Annotated in this window: 22 protein-coding genes; 17 read left to right on the forward strand and 5 right to left on the reverse strand. The window is 52.9% G+C overall.

What is annotated here, in order from left to right; genetic code table 11:
- The first annotated feature begins 119 nt into the window (after positions 1-119).
- Entirely contained in the window at positions 120-1271 is a 1152-nt protein-coding gene (locus D3P08_RS21400) for a response regulator (RefSeq protein ID WP_119602160.1), read from the forward strand.
- 3 nt (positions 1272-1274) lie between these two features.
- Here D3P08_RS21400 and D3P08_RS21405 read toward each other — a convergent pair whose 3' ends face one another.
- Positions 1275-4337 (reverse strand): ATP-binding protein, encoded by a 3063-nt coding sequence (locus D3P08_RS21405; protein ID WP_240647691.1) that lies wholly within the window; start codon positions 4335-4337, stop codon positions 1275-1277.
- A gap of 211 nt (positions 4338-4548) precedes the next feature.
- On the opposite strand from D3P08_RS21405, the gene D3P08_RS21410 reads away from it, so the two are divergent.
- The 5 genes from D3P08_RS21410 to D3P08_RS21430 all read left to right on the forward strand — a co-directional run bounded on the left by D3P08_RS21410 (position 4549) and on the right by D3P08_RS21430 (position 9944).
- On the forward strand, positions 4549-5583 hold the full coding sequence (locus D3P08_RS21410; RefSeq protein ID WP_240647692.1) for an HD-GYP domain-containing protein: 1035 nt from the start codon (positions 4549-4551) through the stop codon (positions 5581-5583).
- A gap of 26 nt (positions 5584-5609) precedes the next feature.
- The gene (locus tag D3P08_RS21415; RefSeq protein WP_119602163.1) at positions 5610-7619 is read left to right on the forward strand and encodes a bifunctional diguanylate cyclase/phosphodiesterase; all 2010 of its coding nucleotides are present in this window, start codon (positions 5610-5612) and stop codon (positions 7617-7619) included.
- A 259-nt stretch (positions 7620-7878) separates the two neighbouring features.
- On the forward strand, positions 7879-8313 hold the full coding sequence (locus D3P08_RS21420) for a YciI family protein (protein WP_119602164.1): 435 nt from the start codon (positions 7879-7881) through the stop codon (positions 8311-8313).
- Positions 8310-9572, forward strand: coding sequence for an RNA polymerase sigma factor (locus D3P08_RS21425; RefSeq protein WP_119602165.1), 1263 nt, complete (start codon positions 8310-8312; stop codon positions 9570-9572). The genes D3P08_RS21420 and D3P08_RS21425 overlap by 4 nt, the downstream gene beginning before the upstream one ends.
- Before the next feature lie 24 nt (positions 9573-9596).
- Positions 9597-9944, forward strand: a complete 348-nt coding sequence (locus tag D3P08_RS21430) for a YciI family protein (RefSeq protein WP_240647701.1) — start codon at positions 9597-9599, stop codon at positions 9942-9944.
- Positions 9945-10132: 188 nt separating this feature from the next.
- Here D3P08_RS21430 and D3P08_RS21435 read toward each other — a convergent pair whose 3' ends face one another.
- Positions 10133-10873, reverse strand: coding sequence for an SDR family NAD(P)-dependent oxidoreductase (locus D3P08_RS21435; RefSeq protein WP_119602167.1), 741 nt, complete (start codon positions 10871-10873; stop codon positions 10133-10135).
- Positions 10874-10990: 117 nt separating this feature from the next.
- On the opposite strand from D3P08_RS21435, the gene D3P08_RS21440 reads away from it, so the two are divergent.
- The 8 genes from D3P08_RS21440 (at position 10991) to D3P08_RS27925 (ending at position 19517) form a co-directional block, all read left to right on the forward strand.
- The gene (locus D3P08_RS21440) at positions 10991-11884 is read left to right on the forward strand and encodes a LysR family transcriptional regulator (RefSeq protein ID WP_119602168.1); all 894 of its coding nucleotides are present in this window, start codon (positions 10991-10993) and stop codon (positions 11882-11884) included.
- Positions 11885-11998: 114 nt separating this feature from the next.
- Positions 11999-13756, forward strand: coding sequence for a LytS/YhcK type 5TM receptor domain-containing protein (locus D3P08_RS21445; protein ID WP_119602169.1), 1758 nt, complete (start codon positions 11999-12001; stop codon positions 13754-13756).
- Positions 13753-14550: a LytR/AlgR family response regulator transcription factor gene (locus D3P08_RS21450; RefSeq protein ID WP_119602170.1), complete on the forward strand. Its 798-nt coding sequence runs from the start codon at positions 13753-13755 to the stop codon at positions 14548-14550. The genes D3P08_RS21445 and D3P08_RS21450 overlap by 4 nt, the downstream gene beginning before the upstream one ends.
- Before the next feature lie 148 nt (positions 14551-14698).
- Entirely contained in the window at positions 14699-15004 is a 306-nt protein-coding gene (locus D3P08_RS21455) for a DUF485 domain-containing protein (RefSeq protein WP_119602171.1), read from the forward strand.
- A 7-nt stretch (positions 15005-15011) separates the two neighbouring features.
- Positions 15012-16535, forward strand: coding sequence for a solute symporter family protein (locus D3P08_RS21460; protein ID WP_119602172.1), 1524 nt, complete (start codon positions 15012-15014; stop codon positions 16533-16535).
- Between the two features lie 106 nt (positions 16536-16641).
- Positions 16642-18195 (forward strand): solute symporter family protein, encoded by a 1554-nt coding sequence (locus D3P08_RS21465; protein ID WP_206098992.1) that lies wholly within the window; start codon positions 16642-16644, stop codon positions 18193-18195.
- 58 nt (positions 18196-18253) lie between these two features.
- Positions 18254-19378, forward strand: coding sequence for a hypothetical protein (locus tag D3P08_RS21470; protein ID WP_147381836.1), 1125 nt, complete (start codon positions 18254-18256; stop codon positions 19376-19378).
- A gap of 4 nt (positions 19379-19382) precedes the next feature.
- Positions 19383-19517, forward strand: coding sequence for a hypothetical protein (locus tag D3P08_RS27925; RefSeq protein ID WP_276311187.1), 135 nt, complete (start codon positions 19383-19385; stop codon positions 19515-19517).
- A 72-nt stretch (positions 19518-19589) separates the two neighbouring features.
- On the opposite strand, the gene D3P08_RS21475 is transcribed toward D3P08_RS27925, so the two are convergent.
- Positions 19590-20282, reverse strand: coding sequence for a metal-dependent hydrolase (locus D3P08_RS21475; protein ID WP_119602174.1), 693 nt, complete (start codon positions 20280-20282; stop codon positions 19590-19592).
- Positions 20283-20562: 280 nt separating this feature from the next.
- Between D3P08_RS21475 and D3P08_RS21480 the strand changes: the two genes are divergently transcribed.
- Positions 20563-21972: a sialidase family protein gene (locus D3P08_RS21480; protein ID WP_206098993.1), complete on the forward strand. Its 1410-nt coding sequence runs from the start codon at positions 20563-20565 to the stop codon at positions 21970-21972.
- Positions 21973-22001: 29 nt separating this feature from the next.
- Positions 22002-23060: a YheC/YheD family protein gene (locus D3P08_RS21485; protein WP_119602175.1), complete on the forward strand. Its 1059-nt coding sequence runs from the start codon at positions 22002-22004 to the stop codon at positions 23058-23060.
- A 53-nt stretch (positions 23061-23113) separates the two neighbouring features.
- On the opposite strand, the gene D3P08_RS21490 is transcribed toward D3P08_RS21485, so the two are convergent.
- Positions 23114-24328 (reverse strand): S-layer homology domain-containing protein, encoded by a 1215-nt coding sequence (locus tag D3P08_RS21490; RefSeq protein WP_119602176.1) that lies wholly within the window; start codon positions 24326-24328, stop codon positions 23114-23116.
- 181 nt (positions 24329-24509) lie between these two features.
- Between D3P08_RS21490 and D3P08_RS21495 the strand changes: the two genes are divergently transcribed.
- Complete coding sequence (locus D3P08_RS21495; RefSeq protein WP_119602177.1) at positions 24510-24992, forward strand: DinB family protein; 483 nt, start codon at positions 24510-24512, stop codon at positions 24990-24992.
- An 84-nt stretch (positions 24993-25076) separates the two neighbouring features.
- Here the strand turns inward: D3P08_RS21495 and flgB are convergent, their stop codons facing one another.
- Complete coding sequence (gene flgB / locus D3P08_RS21500) at positions 25077-25484, reverse strand: flagellar basal body rod protein FlgB (protein WP_119602178.1); 408 nt, start codon at positions 25482-25484, stop codon at positions 25077-25079.
- Positions 25485-25500 lie beyond the last annotated feature (16 nt).

Here is a 25500-nt window from a genome sequence, read left to right on the forward strand (position 1 = left end):
TTTTATATTACCGCGCGCAACCTTGTCAAATGCTTTTCGTCTAAGTAGAAGATTAGAAGAATCGCGAAACGATATGCTATAATTTGGATGTGATAGGAATGGTGCAGAAGGAGAAGACAATGAAGATTGTCCTGCTGGATGATGAAAAACTAGCATTGAACTACTTGGAGCATCAGCTTCAAAAAATTGCTAATATCGAAATTGTAGGGAAGTTTATTGATCCGCAAGCGTTTATCGATTTTATTTTAGAGCATGAGGCGGATGTTGTATTTCTGGATATTCATTTACCCGAAATAAACGGCATTGAATTAGCGGAACGGATTCTGGAAAGCAAGCCGAAGCTGAACGTTGTGTTCTGCACAGCTTACGATGGGTATGCGATCAAAGCATTTGAGCTCAATGCGCTCGATTATCTCATGAAGCCGGTTGGAGGCGAACGTTTAGCCATTACGATGCAGCGCATTCAGGAGCGGTTGGAAGCGGCAGCAGGGCTGGCCGTACAAACGGATCCTTTGCCCGCGAAAGCCCGGACCATTCAGATGAAGATGTTTCAGCAAGTCATGATCGAGTCCGAGCCCAACCATTTCACGCCGCTTCGCTGGCGGACATCGAAGGCTCAGGAATTATTCCTTTATTTGCTGCACAATAGAGGACACTTGGTGCGAAAGTCCGTTCTCGCCGAGCTGCTGTGGCCGGAGTATGATCCCAATAAAGCTTATTCGCAGTTATATACGACCATTTATCATATTCGAAAAACGCTGGAGCCCTTCCATGACCGCTTTCAGTTAACAAACGCGGCCGACGGGTATCTGCTTCAGCTTGAGCATATTCAACTGGATGCCGAGGAGTGGGAAACGCTCATCCAGAAACAGCGGCCGGTTTCAGAAGATACGATTGCTGAATATGAGCGCATGATGGGGTTATACATCGGGGATTACTTAGAGGAATATGAGTATTTGTGGGCCGAAAATGAGCGTTTTCGACTCCGAATGCTTTGGATCCGAACGATGTTTCAAATGGCGGAATGGTATGCCGCTCACGATCAGCAGGAGAAGGCCGTCGAGAAATATCAAGAAGTATGCAACCGCCATCCGCAGGTGGAGGAGGCCCATTACGCTCTCATGAAGGCGTATGCCGCAATGGATAGCCATCTCATGGTTCATCGCCAATACCGAATGCTTACGGCGATATTGAAGGAAGAAATGAATGTAGCACCAAGTCCGGTCATTAGCGAATGGTACCAGAAATGGAGCCAAGAAAATAAGGAATGAACGTTAACGTTCATTCCTTATTTTTACGCCTTCTTTCGGCAGCTGAAAGGTTACGGTCGTGCCTTGCTCAGGAACGCTGTGCATGCGCAAGCCTTTGCCGTATAGCTGCTTGAGCCGCCGATCCGTATTGCGCAGGCCAATACCCGACCCTATTGACGGGGAACCGTCAAGCACCTGCTGGATTTGCGCTTGATTCATGCCGACTCCGTTATCCGTAATGCGGATCTCGACATGATCCTCTGCCTCCGCTATTTGGATGTGAATCCTGCCTCCGCGAGTGCGCGGCAATATCCCGTGATTCACGGCATTTTCAACGAGGGTTTGGATGGACAAAGGCGGCAATTGAAAACGCAGGTTGTCAGCCAGAACCCATTGAATTTCCAGACGTTCTCCAAACCGTTCTTGCTCGATGTACAAATAGGATCTTACGAGGTCAAGCTCGCGGTCAATCGAAACCAATTGGTCGGAATTATGGAAGTCGAAGCTTGTCCGCAAATAGTTGCTGAATTCTCCGAGCAGTCTTTGCATCTTGTCGAGATCCATCGTGCCTAAGGCGGCAATCGAATTGATCGTGTTATAGAGGAAATGCGGCTTGATCTGGGCTTGAAGCCAGGCAGCTTCCATACGAAGCCGCTCCTCGAAGGACAATTTCAAATCGACGGAAGCGCGTACGCGTGATTTCAGCTCCCATGCGTCGACCGGCTTCGTCACATAATCGTTGGCTCCGGCCTGAAAGCCCGCAAGCAGATCCTCGGGACGGTTTCTCGCGGTCAGAAGCAGAATCGGCAGCTCCGATAGAGAGAAGCGTTTCCGAATAAGGCGCGTTAACTCATACCCGGATACATGAGGCATCATGACGTCCGAGATCACCAGATCGACCGCAGCCGTCTCGAGTTTGGCTAAAGCTTCTGCCGCGTTCGAAGCGGTGATGACGTCATAGTGAACCGATCCCAAGACATCTACAAGGATGTTCAAATTGACGCTGTCGTCATCGATGACTAAAATTTTGGCTCGATTGCGGGACGGCGACGGCGCGCTGCTTGCTGCAGCCGATTGAACCGGAGCGGTCGCTTCGATATGCGCCTGAGAGCGTTCCGGCTCTTTCAGCAGCTCGCTATTTTGGCCGACAGGCAGGGTAAACGTAAATTCGGAGCCATTGCCCGGCGAAGATACTGCGCTTAGCGATCCGCCGTGAAGCTCAACCAGCTGCTTTGTGATACTGAGACCCAGCCCGAACCCTCCAGACGCTTTTATCCGCTCCGAATCTCCTTGCTCATACGGCATAAATATTCGGCTCCGCGTCTCCTCATCCATACCGATTCCCGTATCTTTGATTCGAATATGCGGCAGTCCGTTCACGACTTCTGCTTGAATGGAGATCGTCCCCGCATCCGTAAATTTAATCGCGTTATGAATCAAATTAAATAAAATTTGAGCAAGCCTGTTTTCATCCGCGTGAACGTCAGGGAAGTTGTCCGCGATATGAATGTGAATCGCAATAGGTTTGCCGTCCAGCATATACCGCAGAATATCGATGGTTCCATTTACTAGCGGTTCAATCGGCAAGCTGCGAAGCCTCAGCCGGATGGTGTTTTCTTTCAGCCTCGTAATATCGATCAGATCATCCAGCATGAGTGACATCCTTCTCGCAACGGCGGCTTGTATCTTCAACCGCTTTCGATGCTCGTCAGGCACAGGATGAACCGAATCGTCCAGCATGCTTTGCGTGATGTTCATGATGCCATGCAGAGGATTCCGAAGCTCATGGGATGTGCTGACCAGAAAATCGTCTTTCTGCTGATTAGCAAGCTGCAGCTTCTCGGCTAGCAGCTTCGTCTGGTTAACGGTCCGGAAAAACCGCTTAAACCAGAACGCCGCAAATGCAAATACCGCAAAGGCGAGATCGAACGGATAATGGATCTTGTCCACGGGCAGTCTCATTAACACGCTGGTCCAAATGATGTTATTGCCCACCGCCGTAAGCCCTAGCAGCACAAAAATAACATCCTCGCTTCTTCGAAGCGCGCGGCTCAAAATAATGCTTGAAACAATAATGACAACCAAATAATTAATACCCAGCAAAAACATGTATGCGTCTATATATCGGGCAGGCGCAATGAGGACAAAGAGAGCATAAGCGGCGCTGAAGCATGTGCTCCACCATAACAATTTTGTCCGCCGGCCCGTGTCGAACATGTGCCTGAACAGAGGCGGTATACATGCGACGACTGCAATATAGGACCAAACCGCGATTTTTTTATAGAGCTCGTAAGGCGTTTCCATCCAAACAAACAGCAGCTTGTCGTCCGCTGCCAATACAATCATGATGCCTAGAAACATAATTAAAGCGAAATACAATAAACCTTGATTAGCGACCCGGAAGAAAAACAGCATGGTCGCATATAAACCGTGAATGAGAAACACGATACACAATCCGAGCTGCAAACCCCAAGATAGCAAATTCAGATGGTCGACGGCTTCCTCAGACCCGAGCCGAATCGAATCCACAATGCCGCCTTTCCCGGCATGACTGGAAATATGAATCACAAGGTCAATTCTGCTGCCGGCGGAAGGAATCGTGACGAAGTAGGGGAGGACCCGGGCCTTATAGCCGTCCCTCGTCTCAGAAGGATTGCCGTTCATCTCGGCCAGCTCCCCGTTCACATAGACGGCGGAGGCATCGTTGATTCGATTAATCCGCAGCTTGTACGCGACATCGTCTTGTTCGTCAGCGAGGATTCGGAGCCGGTATGTGCCGTAACGGTACGAAGCATCGCTGTCCTCCGGAAAGGCATGCTCCCAGCTACCCGGAACCTGGATATAGCCCGGATCAGCGTTTAATAGGCTGGAGTTTGGCTGGATGAACGCGGAAGGGTAGAACGCCCACTCCCCGTTTAAAGTAATCGTGCGGTTCTCCGGCATGGACCATCCCCGCAAATCGAGGACGCCGCTAACCGCCTTCGGATGCTCGGCCGGCTGCAGATAGCTTAAAAAGGCTAATCGAATGGCCGTTAAGGCAATAATAAAGATTGCAAGAATAAGAAGCGTGTTTCTTCTGGGAAGCAATACCTCAACTCCAATTCCTCTCATATGTAATGCCATCATACCAAAATCCGCTAGACGCGTGTATGGCCATTATCTAGTACACCCTAATCGGCTCTACAATTTCTCGACAAGAATCAACACAGTCGACTGAACTCGATTCTTGTTGAGTTTTTGTTGAGGACGGTCTAGTAAAGTAATACGAAAGGACTACGAAATGGGAGGAGCAGCGCTTTTGGCAAAAACGAGAGACTGGGGTCACGTCATCGGAAAAAGAATAATAAGAGATGTGTTCAGCGACAACGGTATATTGCTTGTGCCCATATCATCGATTATTACGCGAGAACAAATTATGATACTTGAGAAGCATGGCATCGAGTTAACCGCTCAAGACGTCGTTTCGATTGGTCCCTATTCCGAAAACGAATCATTTGTACATACGCAGATTATTAATGACACAGTGACGGAGATCAGCCGCCTATTTGAGGGGATTCGAACGACAAAAGAAGTTCCGATCGCGGAATTGCGAAGGAGCGTGATTCCGATTGTACAAGAAATTGCCTCCAAGGAGACGCCGCTGATCGGATTGTTCGCATCGCTGCAAGCTAAGGACGATTATATTTATCGTCATCATATTGCGGTTGGCATCTATGCCTGCCTAATTGGAGGCTGGATGGGCCTGGACCGGCAGGAGCAGCTGCAGCTGACTACGGCTGCTTTATTGCACGATATTGGGAAGATGCTTATTCCAGAGGAACTTCTTCAAAAGCCGGGCAAGCTGACAGCGGAGGAATACGCGATCATGAAAAGCCATACGGTTCTAGGCTATGAACTATTGAAAAAAACAGTCGGCGTGACGCACCGTCAAGCGCTTGTGGCGCTTCAGCATCATGAACGGATGGACGGGGGCGGGTATCCGTTAGGACTAACGCACGATAAAATTGAACGGTTTAGCCGGATTACTTCGGTTGCGGACCGATTTCACGCGATGACGTCAAGAAGAGCGTATCAGGACCCTCTGCCGTTCTATGAGGTTCTGTTTCAAATCGAAAAGGACTCTTTTGGCGAGTTGGATCCTGTCATTACAAGGCTATTCGTAGAAAAAATGATGAATGCGCTCATCGGACGCTCGGTGCTGCTCACGGATGGCAGAGAAGGCGTTGTGTTAATGGTTCAAGCCCAAAACCTTGGGCAGCCTCTCATCCAGGCGGAAGATCGTTTCATTGACCTTAGCAGAGAGCCGGCCATACGCATTGAACAAATACTTTAGTACAAGATTGGAGTAAGCAGAGAAATATGGAGGGCAGTTATAACTATTATATTGTAGCTCTTTCGGTCATCATCGCGATATTGGCTTCCTATTCAGCCTTAAGCATTACCGCCAAAATTTCCGGCACGCAAGGAAAAGGCCGATTCTTCTGGCTGCTAGCGGGAGCATTCGTTATGGGGAGCGGCGTGTGGTCCATGCATTTCGTCGGCATGCTGGCCTTTCACCTGCACGCGGCCGTAAAATATGACATTGGGCTTACGCTTCTATCCATGGCGGCGAGCATTATATCTTCCTTTATCGCGTTTTATATCACCATGCCCACGAACGTAAATTGGTACAAAATAGCGGTAGGCGGTTTTATGATGGGCACCGGAATCGTCACCATGCATTACGTTGGCATGGAAGCTATGGTCATGCCGGTCGATCTTACGTACGATAAGCTGATGTGGGCCATATCCGCAATCATTGCTTTTGCCGCTTCTTATGCAGCGTTATTTTTGTTTCTGCGTTTCCGGAATCGTACCTCGTCCCATGGACTGAAATGGGCGTCTTCCATTGTCATGGGTGCCGCGATTTGCGGCATGCACTACACAGGCATGAAGGCGGCAAAGTTTCATGCGCATGAAGGCGCCGCAATGGAGCATGCGTCATCTGTAGATCTCTTTCTTCTATATGGAGTGACCGTCACCATATTCATTATTCTGTTTGTATCGTGGGGCGCGATGTTCTTCGACCGTCATGTATTAGAAAGATTGGCGTATCAGGACGCCATTACGGGATTGCCGAATCGTAACGAAATGAACCGTTTTTTTGACAAGCAAACCGGCCATGAAAGTATTGGCGTTATCTTTCTCGACTTGGATCAATTCAAGGCGATTAACGACACTTTAGGTCATCATATTGGCGATTTGCTGGTCGAGGAGGTCGGCAATCGCCTGCGTCATTTTGTTAGCGCTGGCCAACAGGCGTTTCGTATCGGCGGCGACGAGTTCTTGTTTATTATAAGGGATTGTACGCTGGAACGGGCGGAACGGCTGGCGGAGCAAATTTTGCAAAGCATTAAGAAAGTGTACCGCATTGAGGGCAACGAGCTTTACGTAACGGGGAGCATCGGCATCAGCATCGGCTCGGTTCAAGAGTCTAACCGTTCGGTGCTGCTTAAAACCGCGGATACCGCCATGTACAAGGCGAAGGGCTTAGGGAAAAACCAGTACTGCGTGTATACCGAAGAGATGGGCGTTCATGAGGTCAGGAAAATGGAGCTGGAGAAGGACTTGCAGCGGGCGCTCGACCAAGACCAGTTTTTTATTGTGTATCAGCCGAAATGGAACGTAAAAACGAACCGGTTAGTCGGACTGGAGGCATTGATCCGATGGCAGCATCCCCGGCTGGGACTGGTGTCGCCGGGAGAGTTTATTCCGATCGCGGAGGAGACCGGCCTTATTATCCCGATGACCCGATGGACATTGGAGGAGGCATGCCGCAGGTGCAAGGCATGGCAGGCCGTCGGCTTCGCCCAGCCGGTATCGGTAAATTTGTCGGTCCGCTTGTTCCAAACCGATCTGTTAACGGAGCTAATCTCAAGCACTTTAGAGAAGACACAGCTTGAGCCGCGGTTTCTGGAGCTTGAAATTACCGAGTCGATGGTGTTTTACGACATTAACGATATTATCCGGCAGCTCGAAGCCATACGCAAGCTGGGCGTAAGAGTATCCATGGACGACTTCGGTACCGGCTATTCCTCCATAGGACTGCTCGACCGGCTGCCTCTGGACGCGCTGAAATTGGACCGTTTGTTTATTGACGATTTGGATACGCCTAGCAAGCGGGCTATTATTCATGCGATTATATTAATGGCGGAGACCCTCCAATTGGATGTGATTGCCGAAGGGGTGGAGAAGCAGGAGCATATTGAATTTTTGACCCAGCTGGGCTGTCACGTCATGCAAGGTTATTTCTACGGCAAACCTATGGAGGATGAAATCATTGAGCGGTGGATGAAGGATCATGACCGGCGAGAAGAATCGCAGAGATAACGGGGGTTGGATGAAGGAGACGCTGCTCTCCCGGCCAGCCCCTTTTTTTTGCTTCATTACGGATTGGACGGCGGTATCCTCGTCACTTACAATAGTATCCATAGATTGAAAGGGAAGAAAACTCAAAAAATATTTTCAAAAATTTTTTTTGGTTTGATGTCGATTATCCGGTTTACCGTTCGTTGTAGATATAGAAGCGCGGATAGGATGGTTTGTCAGATGGTCTCGGCTTCAATTCAATTGTAGAGGAGAGTTGGTTATGCGGTTTATGATGATTGTAAAAGCGACGGCGGACTCGGAGAATGGCAAGCCGCCAAGTCCGGAGCTGTTCGAGGCGATGATGAAATACAATGAGGAGCTGGCGAAGGCGGGCGTGCTGCTTGCGGCGGATGGACTCCATCCGAGCTCGAACGCGATTCGAATCTCCTATCCGGAGCCGGGCGGAAAGCCGAAGGTAATAGACGGACCGTTCACCGAGGCGAAGGAACTGATTGCCGGTTATACGTTAATTGAAGTGAAATCGCGGGAAGAAGCGATTGAATGGGCGATGCGGATGCCGGATCCGCATGGGAACGGCGAGGGCCGGATCGAGCTTCGTCAGGTATTTGAAGCGCCGGAGCTGACGGAGGACCCGAGCATGCTTGTCAGTCATGCAAAGCTTACGGAAGAAATGAAGAGGCGCGGCCGCTCGTGACGGAATCCGCTTCCCGGCTAGCGATCGAGGCGGTCTGGCGCATCGAATCGGCCAAGCTCATCGCCGGTTTGACGCGGATGGTGCGAGACGTCGGATTGGCCGAGGATCTCGCGCAAGACGCACTTGTCATCGCGCTCGAGAAGTGGCCGGTTACCGGCATTCCGGACAAACCGGGCGCATGGCTGATGACGGCGGCGAAACGCCGCGCGCTTGACCTGCTGCGCCGAGACAAATTGCGCGACCGGAAATACGAAGAGGTTGGACGCAGCGCGGAATTGTATACGGAAGATGAGCTGAACGGCGAAGCGAGCGGCGAGATCGGGGACGATCTCCTGCGTCTTATCTTTATGACCTGCCATCCGATTCTGTCTCGGGAAGGACGTGTCGCGCTCACTCTCCGTCTGCTTGGAGGACTGACGACAGACGAGATTGCGCGAGCTTTCATTGTGCCGGAGCCGACGATTGCGCAGCGAATCGTCCGCGCCAAGCGGACATTGCGGGAAGCCCGGGCTGCCTTCGAAGAGACGCCGGCCGGCCCTGAATTAAAGGAAAGGCTGGAAGCGGTGCTTGAAGTGATCTATCTTATGTTCAACGAAGGGTACGCGGCTACTTCAGGTGAGAACTGGACCCGTCCGCTGCTCTGCCAAGAAGCGCTGCGGCTGGGCCGCATCCTTGCGGAGGTCGCGCCGCTGGAGCCGGAGGCGCACGGATTGGCGGCACTCATGGAATTTCAGGCTTCGCGGCTTAAGACGCGGGTGGGACCGGCAGGCGAACCGATTCTGCTGGCGGATCAGAACCGCTCGCTGTGGGACCGGCTCCTAATCCGCCGCGGACTGGCCGCTTTGGAGCGGGCGCGGTCGCTTGGCCGGCCGCTCGGGCCCTATGCGCTGCAGGCTGCAATCGCGGCTTGCCATGCCGAGGCACCGTCTTCGGAAGAGACGAATTGGATGCGGATTGCCGCGCTGTATGAAGCGCTATCGCGTGTCATGCCCTCGCCAATCGTGGAACTTAACCGGGCGGTCGCGATCGGAATGGCGTTCGGGCCGGCCTTCGCTCTCGAGCTTGTCGAGCAATTGGAGAGCGAGCCGGCGCTTCAGGACTATCATTTGCTGCCGAGCGTCAAAGGCGACTTTTTATATAAGCTGGGAAGAATCGAAGAGGCTGGGGCCGCCTTCGAAGCGGCGGCTGCGATGGCACGGAATGAACAGGAACGGGATTTGCTGCTTAGACGCGCCGCAGCTTGCAGGTCGGCGGAGTGAAAGGAGGAAATCAGATTGCGGTATATGCTGATCATGAGGGCCACCCGCCATTCGGAAGCGGGCATCCCGCCGAGGGCAGAGAGCATCGAAGCGATGAACGCATATCATGCCGAGCTTGAGAAGGCAGGCGTCCTGCTTGCTGCCGAACGGCTGCTCCCAAGCTCAAACGGTATACGGATAGCCTATCCGAACGCCGGAGGCAGTCCTGCCTTCGCTTCGGGACCGATTGATCAAGTTAACGAACTGGCTGCCGGCTATACGGTTATTGACGTGACAAGCGAGGAAGAAGCGTTAGCTTGGGCGAAGAGGGCGCCGGACCCGAACGGTTACGGCGAAGGGGTTATCGATCTTCATAGGATGTTGGACGAATAGGAAATCGAAAAGGAGAGCTTGAGCTTCCGGATGGATTCGAGGGACCGCCGGAGCGCAAGACGATCAAGCTTCAGCAAGCCCATAATGCCGATTACAGCAAGCTGGCGTCGCTGGCTAGCCAGGCGGCAGCGACATTGTAGGAACAGGCCATCCCGAATTTGCGGGATGGCCTTTTTTTTGAAAAATCGTTATAAGGTTTGTCCGCTGTCCACGGTTATAATTTGCCCGGTCATCGCTTCCTGAGCCAGAGCCGCGCAGATCATTTGAGCGATATCGTCAGCTGTGGAAATGCGCTGCAGAAGAAGATTCGGCGCAAGCTTCCTCATTTGCTCCTCCTTCCCGGCCCACCACCTGGTTTCGACGGCTCCAGGCACGACGCAATTGACCCGAATGTCGGGGGCGAGTGCGCGCGCCAACGATTTAGTCAGACCATGCACGGCCGCTTTCGACACGGCATAAGGAAGCGAGGAGCCCAGGCCGGTCTGGCCGGCAATGCTGCCGAGATTGACGATGGCGCCCTGCCGGTTCCTCCGCATCAAGGGGGCGACGGCGCGCGCGCAGAAGAACATGCCCTTCACGTTTACGCCGAACAGCTCATCCCATACGTCCTCTGTTGCCGTCTCCAAATCATGCATCGGGATATGCCTCGTTACGCTGGCATTATTAATTAGCATATCCACCGTGCCGAACAGCTGCACAGCCTTCTCGACCATAACCCGCACCTCCTCGTCACGGGACACGTCCGCTTGAAGCGCGACGGCTCGTCCTCCCTCCTCCCGAATCTGCCGCACCGTTTCCTCCGCATCCTCTAAGGAACGGGAATAATTAACGATAACGGCTGCTCCCAGCCGCGAGAGCGCAAGGCTGGTCGCCTTACCGATGCCCGTGCCTCCGCCAGTTACAAGAGCGACTTTATTTTTTAGTTCCATCGTTATTCCGCCTTTTCGTTAGAGTTGGTTAATGATATTGTAAGGTTAGCTATGCTATTTGTATAATTGAATGAATTGAAGAGTGGATTCAAAATTTTTGAACGAGGGGGAGAGAAGATGGACTTCAAATCGCTTATCACGTTCCAAATGATCGTGAAATACGGAAGCTTTAACCGCGCGGCGCAGGAAATGAATTATGCGCAATCAACGGTTACTATGCAGATGCAAAAGCTTGAATCCGAATTAGGCGTTTCGCTGCTGGAGCGAGGGAAAGAGGTCACGCTGACGGAAGCCGGCAGACTGTTCTATGACCAGAGCCTAGAAATCGTGAAGCGACTGGAGCGTCTGCAGACGAGTCTGGCGGATATGAAATTAGGCGAGGCCGGCCATGTCCGGATCGGTTCGACGGAACCGACGGCCAGCTATCGACTGCCCCAGGTTCTGAAAAAGTTCATGTCCGAATATCCGAACATCCGGGTCTCCATTGAAATCTCGAGCACGCCGGTCCTGAGCGATAAGATTCTTAAAGGCGACATCGATTTTTCGGTCTCGACCTCGCCCGGCATAGGGTCCGAGTTTTATTTTGAGCCGCTGCTTCAGGAGGAGTTCGTCGTGTTGATGCCGGAGGACCATCCGCTTGCGGAGAAGGAGTCGGTCATGCCTGAGGATTTGGCGGGGAACCGCTTGCTTATTACAGCGTCGACTTGTCCCTATCGAAGAAAGCTGGAGATCGTCATGCAGGAGAAGGGGAATATTCCGCTCGACACGATGGAAGTAGGGAGCATGACGGCTTTGAAATTTTATGTGGAGAACGGTCTAGGCATTGCCCTTGTGCCTAAACTTTTAGTGGAGAATGAACCCAAGGGGACAACGTTCCGGACCATTGAAGGCAGCCTCATCTCGATGACGTTCGGGCTGCTGTGCAAGGAATCGGCCTATCCGCTCCCGTCGGCGGGTAAGACGCTGTATGCTTATCTCAAGCGGGAACTAAGCGGCGCAGCTTCCGGTTAACCTAAAGAGCAGCCCCATGCTATAATCAAGTTGACTACAATTGAAAGCGCATACATTTAAGGTGATGAATTATAAATGGGGTGAAGGACCCTCTTCATCGGGAGGAGACGCTGGATGCAGGCGCTGACGCTGCAGTTATTCGAGCGGATGGGGATTCTGCTCATTCTGACGTTCATCTTAACGCGAATTCCATTGTTCCGGCAGCTGCTGGACCGGCGAAAGATGTCGGCGCGGCGCATTGTCGCGTATTCCTGCCTGTTCGGCCTGTTCGGCATATTGGGGACGTATGCGGGGGTTGTCGTAGAAGCGGGGGCGTCCGGCTCGTTCTTCTGGCTGCAGCCGCTTGGGCCCAACCAGGCCCTTGCCCATTCGGCCCTCGTTGGCGTCGTAATCGGCGGGCTGATGGGCGGGCGGCTGGTCGGGATCGGAGGGGGGCTGCTGACCGGCGCCCATCTCTTCTATATCGGAGGCTTTGCCGGGCTTGCCGGAGCCGTAACGGCCCCGATTACCGGCGTTTTGGCGGGAAGCGTGGCCAAATTTTTTGCGCAGGAAAGGGTTATCTCGCCGGCTAAGGCGCTGTTTATTGGAATGTTCGCGCCGATTCTGCTGATGGGCGCGATTCTAATCTTTACGACTGAACCGGAGAAGGCGATCGCGCTGGTCGATGAGATCGGGCTTCCGATGGTGCTGACGAACAGCGTGTCCATCGCAATATTTGCGACGATGCTGCATGTTGCCTTGCGCGAGGAGGAGCGCGCGGCCGCTTACGAGACGGAGAAGGCGCTGCATATCGCCGAGGCGGCGCTGCCGCATCTGAAGCAGGGGCTCACGTACCGGACGGCGCAGGCCGTAGCCGCTCTGCTGCTCCGTGAGCTGAAGGCGACGGCGGTCGCTTTGACGGACACGGAGCGCGTTCTGGCCCATGCCGGGACGGGCAATGCGGCTGTGAGGCCCGGCGAGCCGATCGGGTCGGCGTCCGCGCAGGCCGTGATCGCGACGGGGCAGCTGCGGATTGTGGCGCAGCCGGAGGATATTCAGCCGCGCCACCCCGCGCTTGGCGCGGCGATAATCGTGCCGATGATGGAGGGCGCGAAGGCGGTCGGCGCGATCCAGCTGTACTTCAAACGGCCCGACGATATTCGCCGGGTAGAAATTGTGATGGCGGAAGGTCTCGGCCAGCTCATCTCGTATCAGCTCGGGGCGACCGCCCATGAGAAGATGACGAGCCTGATGAAGGAAGCGGAGCTAAAGCTGCTGCAGGCGCAGATCAATCCGCATTTTTTGTTTAACACGTTAAACGCCATCCATGCGTTGATTCGGACGGATCCCGCCTTGGCGAGGGAGGCGACGCTGCAGCTCGGGAATTTTATGCGGTTAAATGTGAGGGTGATGGCCTCGCGCAGGACGACAGTCCAGGAGGAGATGGAATTGTTGAAGGCTTATTTGGCCATCATCCAAATTCGCTTTGAAGGGCAATTCACCTTCGGCAGTCTCATCGATGCCGGGCTGGAGGAGCTGCTTATTCCGCCCGCCACGCTGCAGATGCTTGTCGAGAACAGCATTAAGCATGGTCTGAGAAATCGGGTGAGCGGCGGCGTCATTCGGCTGGAGCTGAAGCGTGCTGGCTCTTCGGCCGTGGTCCGGCTGGAGGATAACGGTACGGGCATCTCTCCGGATATGCTGTCGAGCCTAGGCGAGCAGCCGGTTAAGAGCGGGGAAGGGACCGGGATCGGCATTTACAATATTAATCAGCGGCTGATCAGTATGTTCGGCCGGGAGGCGAAGCTTGTATTTGACAATTTGGCCGAGGGCGGATGCCGGGTTACATTCCGTATCCCTCTCCACGATTCGAAGGAGGTTTCGGTGTCATGAAGCGAATTCGCGCGATTATTGCGGAAGACGAACGGCTGGCGAGAGAGGAGCTCGTCTATTTGCTGGAGCAGGAGCCGGATATCGAGCTTGCGGCTTGCGCGGCGAACGGAAGAGAGCTGCTGTCGCTTGTCGCGTCGGAGCGCCCCGATGTCGTGTTCCTTGACGTGCAAATGCCGGAGCTGGGCGGCGTGCAGGCAGCGCGTATGCTGAAGGCTTCGCCGCACTCGCCTATGATTGTGTTCACGACGGCCTATGACGATTATGCGGTCGAAGCGTTCGGTTTGAACGCGGTCGATTATTTGCTGAAGCCGTACAGCCATCTGCGGCTCAAGGAATCGCTTCAGCGTATTCGCGAGAAGGGGACGGGCATAGCTGGCGCGTCGGCAAGCGGCTCGGCCGCTTGGCAGCAGAAACAACTTACAGGCGCTTTAGCCGGTGAGACGCCCCGCACCTCGCGCGGCAAGCTGCTGCTCGAAGACGGCGACAAGCATGTGCTGGTTAATCCCGAGTCGATCGTCTATGCTGTGCGTGAAGAAAGAATCATCCGCATCTTTACGGCGGACCGGCAGCGCATTGCGGCGAAGCTTACCTTATCGGAGCTGGAGGAGAAGCTGGCAGGCTACACTTTTTTCCGCCCGCATCGCAGCTACCTGATTAACGTCAATCGGATTTCGGAAATAACGCCTTGGCTCAACGGGGCTTACAATATTGTCATGAAGGACGAAGAGCATAGCTCGATTCCGCTCTCCCGCGAGGCGGCCAAGGATCTGTTCCGGATGCTTCGCGAGGCTTAGGCGCCGGAATCGGCGGTTCGCGCGCGCATAGCGACGGTTCACGCATGGACGGTAGTACCGCCATGCTCTTCTGTATATAATCGATTTAAAGCGCTTACAATGGTGGTCGCCGCAATCGATTTCTGCAAATCAATTGGAGGGAAAAGCAATGAAGGCGAAGGAAAAGAGCTATACCGAAGTATGGCAATCCGAAAAATTCAACACGCTGCTCTCCCGCAAGAAACGGTTCATCGTCCCGATGTCCGTGTTTTTTCTGTTGTTTTATTTTGCGCTGCCGATTCTGACCTCGTACACCGATTGGCTGAACGAGCCGGCCATCGGCCCCATCTCCTGGGCATGGGTGTTCGCTTTCGCGCAGTTCGTTATGACCTGGGCCCTCTGCATCCTGTATTCACGCAAGGCGTCAAAGTTCGATCGGATCGTGGAAGAGATTAAAAAGGATATGGAGGCGTAGAACGACTATGGCTATTGCGCTGTTTTGCGGAATTGTGCTGCTTACGCTTGTCATTACTTATTACGCTTCGAAAAAAACGAACAACACGAGCGAATTTTATACGGCGGGCGGCGGTCTGAAGGGCTGGCAGAATGGAACGGCGATCGCAGGCGACTACATGTCGGCGGCATCGTTCCTCGGCATTGCGGGCTCCATCGCGCTTGTCGGATATGACGGTTTCTTTTACAGCATCGGCTTTTTGGTCGCGTATTTGGTTGTGCTGTACCTGGTTGCGGAACCTCTGAGGAATCTGGGCAAATATACGGTCGCCGACATGATCGCGGCCAGGTTCGCGGACAAGAAGGTGCGCGGGGTCGCCGCGCTCAACACGATTTCGATCTCGATCTTCTACATGATCGCGCAGCTTGTAGGCGCGGGCGCTCTGATTAAGCTGCTGCTCGGTCTCGATTATGTCACCTCCGTGCTTATCGTCGGTGTGCTGATGACGATTTACGTCGTATTCGGCGGCATGCACGCGACGAGCTGGGTGCAAATTTCGAAGGCTGTGCTGCTGATGCTCGGCACGTTCGTCATTTCGATTATCGTATTCGCGAAGTTCGATTTCAGCTTGGTTAACATGTTCGAACACATGAAGACGGCGACGCCGCTGAGCGAGGCGTTCCTGAACCCCGGCAATAAATATAAAGTGCCGATTGAGACCATCTCGCTCAACTTGGCGCTGGTGCTCGGGACAGCGGGCCTCCCGCACATCCTGATCCGCTTTTTTACCGTTAAGGATGCCCGTACGGCGCGCAGCTCGGTCGTCTACGCGACTTGGATTATCGGGATCTTCTACGTCATGACGATTTTCCTCGGGTTCGGCGCGGCGGCTTTCGTCGGAGCAGCCGATATTACAGAGGTGGACGCGGGAGGCAACATGGCGGCTCCGCTTCTGGCCAAAGCGCTCGGCGGCGACTTCCTGTTCGCCTTCATCTCGGCGGTGGCGTTCGCTACGATTCTCGCGGTCGTTACGGGGCTGGTGCTGTCAGCCGCATCCGCATTCGCGCATGACTTCTACGGTCAAATCGTGCGCCGCGGCCAATCGACGGAGAAGGAGCAGCTGAAGATGGCGCGTTACGCATCGATCGGCGTATCGGTCGTCTCCATTCTGCTAGCCTTGTTCGCGCAGAAGATGAACGTCGCGTTTCTCGTGTCGCTCGCCTTTGCGGTGGCGGCCAGCGCGAATTTGCCGGTCATTCTGTTCACTGTGTTCTGGAAGCGATTCAATACGGCAGGGGCGGTCAGCGGCATGCTGGTCGGCCTGATCAGCACGATTCTGCTCGTGGCGCTTAGTCCGAACATTTGGAATCCGGAGGCGGGCAAAGCGATTTTCGTCGGCGATCCGATCATTCCGCTGACCAATCCGGGCATTATCTCGATTCCGCTTGGTTTTTTGGCCGCGTTTGTCGGCACGCTGCTCTCGTCGCGCAATTCTGCCAAGGATGAGGCGAAATACGCCGAGGTGCTGGTGAAGGCAAATATCGGCGGGTAGGGACGATAATAGCGAGCTCCATTCGTGAGAAATAAGGGTTAGCTCCGCATGCGTTTTTGGCATGGGAGCTTGCCCTCTTTTCGTTTAGAATAGGGGAGAGGGGGAGATGAGCGTGAACATATCCGGAATCGTGTTTTTCCTTGCGGTCATTGTCGGCACGCTTATGATTACGTATTATGCCGCCAAGCGGACAACAAGCGCGAATGATTTCTACGCCGCGGGCAATCGGCTAACCGGGCTGCAGAACGGGCTTGCGATTTCCGGCGATTATATGAGCGCGGCTTCCTTCCTTGGCATCGCGGGCTCGATCGCGGTATACGGCTTCGACGGCTTCTATTATTCAATCGGCTTCCTAGCCTCGTACGTGATCGTGCAGTACTTAATCGCCGAACCGCTGCATCATCTCGGCAAGTTTACAATGGCGGACGCGGTCGCCGTTCGCTTTAACGATAAACGGCTTCGGGGCTTTATCGCGTTCACGAACCTGATGATTACCGTCTTTTATATGATTGCGCAATTGGTCGGCGCCGGCTGGCTCATTCATCTGCTGCTTGGACTCGATACGTCCTGGGCGATCGCGCTTGTCGGCGGATTGATGACCGTCTATGTGACGTTCGGCGGGATGCTTGCGACTTCATGGGTGCAGATCATAAAAACGATTTTGCTCATCGGCAGCACTTTTCTAGTCAGCATGATCGTCCTTTCGCGGTTCGACTGGAATGTATTCGGACTGTTCCGCCAAATGGAACAAGCGACTCCGCTTGGCGGCCGTTTTCTCGAGGCGGGCCATTTGTTCGAGCATCCGATGGATTTGCTGTCGTTCAATATGGCGCTCGTGCTGGGGACAGCCGGGCTGCCGCATATTATCGCGCGGTTCTACACCGTTCGCGGAGGGCCGGCGGTGCGCGCGTCGGTGAGAACCGCCACCTATGCGATCGGTATATTCTACGCGATGACGGTATTTCTCGGCTTCGGCGCTGCGGCTTTCGTGGATTGGTCTGCGCTGACCGGCAGAGTGGAGCTTGCCGTGCCGCTGCTGGCGGAAGCGCTCGGCGGGCAGTTTCTTATGGCGTTTATATCGGCGGTGGCATTCGCCACCATACTCGCGGTCATTTCGGGGCTCGTGCTGACCGCTTCGTCGGCATTCGCGCATGATGTATACAACAGCATCTTCCGGGACGGGCAAGCGACGGAACGGCAGCAGATGAGAGTTGCGAAGCTGTCCGCCATCGGGGTGGGAGCCGCCTCCATCGTGCTTGCTTTGGGCGCGCAGAAGCTGAATGTCGCCTTCCTCGTATCCTTCGCCTTTGCGGTTGCGGCTTCCGCCAATCTGCCGGTGCTGCTGTTCACGCTGTATTGGCGCAAATTCACGGCGGTTGGCGTCATGACCGCTATTGCTTCCGGTTTGCTGTCCTCGCTGCTGCTCATCGCGGTCGGCCCTAACGTGATGAATCCGGTGGACGGCTGGATCAAGGCGGAGGCGCTGTTCCCGCTGAAGCATCCGGGCATCGTCTCGATACCGGTCGGCTTTGCCGGAGGCATCATCGGCGCATGGTTGTCCCGCAGGACCGCCGAGTCCGGCCCGTTCGAGCGTATGCTTGTAGTCGCGCATGCGAGTGAAGGTTACACGAAAGAAGGGCAGCTAAAGAATGGCTCATGAGGCATAATGTTCATCTGCCGTTTATACAATGGAGAGAGATGGAAGATGAACAGAATGCGTGGTGAGGCCATTGCCGCATGTGGAGACCAAAATCAATTATCACAGCTTCATTGCCGAATTGAAGACCGTGTTCGACCCGGTGCTTTCCGCCATGAGGAGCCAAGATGCTTCCGCCTGGAGAGGACAAGCTTGGCTGGGACCATGTAAGCAGTTAAAGGGCGTAATGCGTTCGGCCGGCACTCTTGGCAAAATAGGCTGGGGCTCGCTGCCGGTTATCGGGCCTGCCATGCTTGTCGCAGGCGGATGGCTGGCTGCGCTTCCCGTTTGGCTCATCGTTCTCCTTACCGTTGCGGTTCTCGTTGTTGCCTACTGGATTATGGTCATACGATATACCGGACAAATGGCGACAATCGGGCATGCCCATTTCCATATCGGGGCTTTCAAGGCGAAGAGACCGCTCGAATACAAATTGTGGGCTCCGTTTCTCCATAAGCACAACGCGAGCTTTGAAGGCCTTCTGCATTTCGTGAACTCCTTATTTTACGCGACGGATGAGGCTGATGTCAGAAGCATTCTCGAGTACACGAGGGGGCATATGGATGCGGTCCAAACGGAGAAAGAGGAGTACCGCACGGCCAGAGACTACCTGCAATCGGAAGTAGAAAAGCACGAACGGGTCATCGGGTATTTGGTGGACGTCATTAAGTCCGTTAATAAATCGTTGTATCGTTTGGCTAATGATTGCATGAACTTTTATGAGCTCGATTTTGTGTGCGCTTTTACGATCTATAAGGTAGAGGGCGATTATATCCGCAAGTTCCATGACAGAGGGACGACGGGCGCTAGTCCGGAAATTATCGCGCTTACGGAAGCGAATGCGGAAAAATATGCGGCGGTATACGTGGCGATGCTGCCGGAGGAGGAGGACGGCTTCTCTTACAACAGCCCTTTCCCCGGCCGTACGGTCGCTTCTTATCGGATGAAGATGTTCGAAGAGACGTGGATATGGAATTTTCACTTCGACGATTCGAATGACAAGGCGTTGAAGCTGACGCTGTCCAACGATGTTATCGAAATCCGCGAGGTTTATCGTCTCGTGCACGCGTTCTCCCTCGTCCTGCAAAAACGCGAAATGCAGAGCAAAGCGGGACGCGGGATTGTGATAAGGATTGGTGGTGAATAGCCGCATGACGAGCGGGAAGGTCGTGCCATTCTTGCAAAAGCCGAAAAAAGTGTTATTCAAAACGCAGGAAGAAATTACGAAGGCTAACCGCAAGAAGCGGGAGGAGACGGTAAAACGTTTGGAAGAGCGCAAATCTTAAAATAAAATGGAACAGGCCGGTTGCTCCTATCGCGCAACCGGCCTTCTTTCTATTGTTGCTACAGGTGCAGCGTTAATCCCCAATCTCGAACGATTCCCCCGGCTCAAGGTCCAGTCCCTCAATGCCGAGCTTCTCCAAGTCCTTCGCGAATTTTCCGGCATCCTGCTTAATAGGCGGGAACGTATTATAGTGAATCGGCACAACCGCTTTCGCCTGCAGCCATTCGGCGGCGATTAGCGCGTCAGACGGTCCCATCGTGAACAGATCGCCGATCGGAATAAAGGCGAGGTCAATCGAATGCTGCTTGCCGATCATTTTCATATCCCCGAACAATGCGGTATCCCCGGCATGCAGAATGGTCGTGCCGTTCCAATTGATAACGAATCCGCCAGGCATGCCCATGTACAAAATTTTCCCTTCCTCAACGATCATTCCGGAGCTGTGGAAAGCTTGCACCATTTTAATTTTGGCAAAGTCTAGATCCAGGCTCCCCCCGAGGTTCATCCCGACGGTTTTCAGCCCTTTCCACGAATAGTAGGTGGCCAGCTCGAACGTCGCGATAATCGTCGCGTCATTGCTGCGCGCGATCGCCTCCGCGTCGGCGATATGATCGGAGTGGGCGTGCGTTAACAGCACGTACTGGACTTTGACATCGTCCGGCTTCGTTACGGCGGCGGAATTGCCGGTCAAAAAAGGATCGATAATGATCGAGTTTTCTCCTTCAGTAAGTTGTACGCAAGAATGTCCGTGATACGTGATTTTCATTTGAATACCTCCAAATTAACTATCATTTTTCATCCGCGTGTCGCTTCTGGAAATGGAAAACCAAGCTATAAATAGTATATTTGGTTTTTACGTTTTTTTCCACGATTCGAACGATGGTCTAAACCCATCCTGTCCATTTCTTGCGGTCAACAAACCTTTGGCGGATCCGGCTACGGCTAATGCGCATTTTTATAGAAGGGTATAGTTGTCCAAGCGGCAGCGCGATCCCGTCTCATAATCTATTATGCTTACAAACTTTTTAAGAGATGGGGTATGTTGCTTGCTGAAACACAGATTCAGTATACCGCCTGCGCTTACCGGCAGTCCCGGGCCGTCCATTCTCCAATCGGCCGATTCGATGGATGTAAGGGTCACTCCCAATAACGCGCCGCAAAATGAGCCGAGCATCGCGGCCAATTTGCTTAACACAAGCATCATTTGCTGCACGGCCAACGACTATCGAAACGGTGACTCCGCTATTGGCATATACCGATCGACGGATGGGGGCACAGCCTGGTCCAACGCGGTGCTGCCATTGCCTGCCGGCTTTGACGCGGGAGGAGACGGAATCGTGAACTGGGGCTGTACGAGCTTTTTCCTCGTTACAGGGATATCATTCGACCGGGACGGCGGCGGCACAAATGGTTCAATCATCGCGTATCGGTCTACGGATAACGGAGCAACCTTTACAGGTCCCGTCTTTGTGAATCAGGGGAGCTTGACGGAGTTTAACGATAAAAACTTCTCCGCGGTCGATACGGTCACGACCAGCCCGTTTCAGGGCAACTGCTACGTCGCGTATGTGCAATTCACAGCCGCCGGTTCGCAGATGCTGTTTCAACGCTCCCTTGACGGAGGCGCCACCTGGAGCGCGGTGCCGTTCCCGATTACGGGCGTTGTCGCGGGGGGACGATTTGTTCAAGGAGCATGCGTGGCCGTCGGACCAACCGGCGAAGTATACGTCAGCTGGATCAACCGGGTCGACAGCGCCGCAGGCGGCGCGGCAACCTTCTTCATTCGGCGTTCGGACGACGGAGGCGTTACTTTCGGGCCTGCCGTTCCGGTAATGAATTTCACGGCTGCGCCGGATAGTTTAAACGCTCGAGTTGCCGGCTGGCAATTCCGTACGCCTACGTTCTCCTATATCGCAACGGATATCTCCTTCGGGCCTTTCGCCGGAAGAATTTATGCGGTCGCAACCGATTTCTCAACAGGGAATGCTCATATTATCGCTGCACATTCCTCCGATGGGGGCGCGACATGGACCGTTCCGGTGCGTGTGGATAGCTTAAGCCCGGAAGCATCCCAAAATTTCTTCCCTTATCCTTCCGTGTCGCCTGCATCCGGCGCATTCAAAGTCACCTATTATACGAACCGCCTTGCTTCGCCAACCGGGGTGGAGATGGATACGTTCGTGGCGGAGTCCGTGGACGGAGGCGCCACGTTTCCCGTCAATGTCCGTGCTACCGACGTTTCCTTTAATCCGAATACCGGAGAATTCGGCAACACGTTTATCGGCGACTACAACGCCAATTCCTTTATGCCGCCGGTTGGCTCCGGGCCCGATCGGCTTATCTCCGCTTGGACGGACACTCGCTTGGGCAACCAAGATATATTCGCGAGCATTCTCATTCAGGATCCGTTAAAAGGAAGCTTTGCATTAAGGCTTTGCGGCGGCGGTGGCGGCTAGGGTGACTTTCAGTTAGGAGGCGAACTGGAATGGCTGCTCGAGATTCAAACGTCACAATCGGGATAGGCGTCACCTACCCTAGGCATGACTTGATACAGGCAAGATTGCTGAGATATGGTTCAGACGATGTGGATTTCATTCGATTTGGTCCCAATGACATTCTGTTCAGCTCTAGAGAAGTGAGCGGGTATAAGGCGAAGATCGATCGAGTGAGGGGAAAGGTAAGCTGGATCTGGGGAATGTATCCGGTACCGGATGTGATTTATCTTGATGGGCGCGTAGAGCAGGAAATGGTTCAAAGAATGGTGCAGCTGATAGGAAAAAACGTGTTCAACAGTTTTACTTTCGATAAGCTGGAGGGTCACGAGCTTCTCCGGCAAGATCCATTGCTAAGCCGGCATTTGCCGGATGCTTGCAGCGTTTATGCCGGGGAGGGGCTAAACCCTGATGTGGATCATTTTTTGCGGCGGCACCGGGAAGTCTATGTGAAGCCGGCGGACGGAGCGAGCGGCAAGGGAGTATTCGTCGTGAGGCTTGGAGAGGACGGCCAAGTGCACGTAAGCAGTTTTGAGCAGGGGGAGAAGGCCTATCCGAATCTTTGGGAATGGCTCCCGAAGCTGAAGCCGGGCTGGCCATACATTATGCAGCAGTCCATTACGACAGTAAGGTGGTACGGTCTGCCCACGGATATCCGGTTGAATATGTGCAAAAACGGCGAAGGGAAGTGGGAGGAAGCGTTTTTGATGTCCCGCGCCGCATTATCGGGGGATTACATCCGGTTAAATCATTATCGGATGCTGCTGCGAAGGGACTTCCCCGACCTGTTCATGCGAATCAAAAAGAGCAGCGAGGAGATCGAGGCCGAGATTCTTAAAGTGGGTCATCGGATATGCGGCTTTTTCGACGAATCCGGCCACCACATGGCGGACTTGGGCATCGATCTTGGCATTGACGGCTCGGGGAAGGTTTGGATATTCGAAGTGAACCCGCTGCCTTATCCCTATACGATGGCGTTTGGGGACATGTCCTTAATTCGTCCGCTGGAATACGCAAGGTTTCTGGCCCGGCGGTCACTTCCCCAACATTGATTAACGCCCTCCATCATGCAGCGAGCAGAAGGGGGGCGTTTATGTCCTGTTTTTCAGTGTTCGAAAAACTCGTAAAACTCATTGTGGTAGGTGGAAACGGAAATATACCAGACTTTCTTGGTTTCCTCGTCTATAAGGAAGCTTAATACATATCCTTTATTGTTATGCCGGATCAATTTAGGATTGGTAACTGCATGCAAATGACCGTCATTGTCTTCTTCATAATAGTACGCGAGATAATTGTGCCCCTCGTACCCGCCCGTTCCATAGGCATCTAATACGTCGAACAAGGTGCTTTTAGTCACAGAGATTCCTTTGGAGGTCTCGAGTTCTGCAATGTTTTCATTGTCGAATTGGTTATCATCAATATTCCAAAAGTCGATGTCTCCACGAGTATCGTAGCCTACAGTGAACTGAGAATATAAATAATTACGGAACACATCCGTATCCTCTGATAAACCGAATTGCCTTTCAATATCCGTTTTTTTCATTCCAAAGGTAAGGACGGGGTGCCCCTCTTCATTATAAAGATCTAAATCATCTTTGTTTATGGGAGTGAACGAAAAATAAGGTGGATCTTCGGTTGATCCTGTCGAAATGCCCGGTAATTTCTCTGGATCTGACGGTTCATCTGGTCGAGGATGTAGTCCCCAATAACCTCGAAGCGATATAACTCTGAGCCATTCTAAAACTTCCGCGCGCGTAATTGTTGCATTGCCGTCAAACGCTTTGAAGGTTGGCGCAAGTCTGCTCGGTATCATTTTGTTGCCCCAAAGGTAGCTGACCGCTTCTTCACCAGTATAGTGTACGCCGGTAATTCCTGTTATGATTTCGGCTGCCGTTTGTCTGTTAATCGGTTTGAAAATGAAGGATGAGTCTTGAAGTCCCTTTGCAGGCAAATTATAGGTTTCCGCTAAACTATACGGACTTTCTTCCCATCCATGCCCGACACTGTCTAGGAGGGCTGGTTCCAAAGTTTTCATTAATAGCTTTAGAAATTCAGCCTCGCTTGCCATCCGGTCGGGTTGGTAAGTGCCGTCGGCATAACCGTGTAAGATTCGATTACGATCAGCCCAAATAAAGAGGTCCTTTGCCCAGTGGTCTCTTATTTCTGGTGAAGGGGTATTCCTTTCTAATACCAAATCATAGTGATCTTCAGACAAATAATGAGGAGCATTAGACGCGCTCGATTCATTGGCAAATATAGTCGTATGATAAGACAGTGAACAAATTAAGCCGCTTGCTAATATAACTTTAAATAATTTCATTACAATAAAATCCTCCCTTAATATGAAACGGCTTCCATTAGGTAGTATAGAAGAAGTGGATGCCTAAATAAATAAAAAAGTTGCAGATTAGTACGAGTGCAAAAATTAACGTGTGAAGTTGAATCGTCCCCCTCGGAAGTTTAGAATAGAACCGACACTGACTGTGGAGGTTGAAATTGTTATGTACCGTAAAGTGGAAGATTTTCTAGCGGATTGGGAAGCTTCGTCTGCCGGCACTTTGTCCGTCTTCAGAGCGATTACAGATGACAAAATGAATGTTGCAATTGCGGAAGGGCATAACTCCCTCGGGTGGTTGGCTTGGCATTTGATTGGCGTCGGCGGGATGTTCGGCCGTTTGGCCGGCTTGCAAGTCCCGACTGTTGGCCGGGATGAGGCGGCCCCCCCTAACATGGCAGACATTATCGCCAAGTACGAAGAATTGGTCGAAGCGTTCAAGACGGAAGCCGCCAAATTAGCGGACGATATGCTTTCGGAAGAGGTAGACGGCTTTGTCGGCAAAACGTACCGGGGTAAGCTGCTGCGCGGTTTAATCGACCACCAGACGCATCACCGCGGTCAAATGACGGTGCTGCTTCGTCAAGCGGGTCTGACTGTGCCTGGTATCATGGGACCTACGCGAGAGATGCAAGCCGCGAAAGGCTGATCGCGCGCATAAGCATATAGAAAGCCGGACAGCTGTCGGGATGTGACCCGCAGATTGTCCGGCTTTTTGCTTTTACCGCCTGCGCTATTTCAGGTCGGCAAACAGTTTTTTGTATTTATTATAGTGACCGCTGACTCTATCGATCATGTAATTGTAGGAGAGCTGATTGCTGGCTAAGTTCGCCATTTCTTTATCGATATCCACGTTATTGAGGTTGTTGTTCATGACGGTATGGTTATGCTCGACCACTTTATAGGGTATTGCTGAGGATTCTGTGCCATGCGGCAGATGCTTCTCATGGGTCCGTTTAAGACGGACGGACTCCTCATCCTCACGATTAATCATCTTCTCCAATTCCTCCTGGAAGACGACGCTTTTTACTTTATAGCCAGGCGTTTCGGCGTTGGCGATGTTATCCGCGATGATCCGGTGCCGCAGCTCCAAAATGTGCAGCAAGGATTCATTTCGAATGGAATTTTTGGATGAAAACATAATGCTTCCCCTCCAT

Source organism: Paenibacillus nanensis, assembly GCF_003583765.1.
Lineage (GTDB): Bacteria > Bacillota > Bacilli > Paenibacillales > Paenibacillaceae > Pristimantibacillus > Pristimantibacillus nanensis.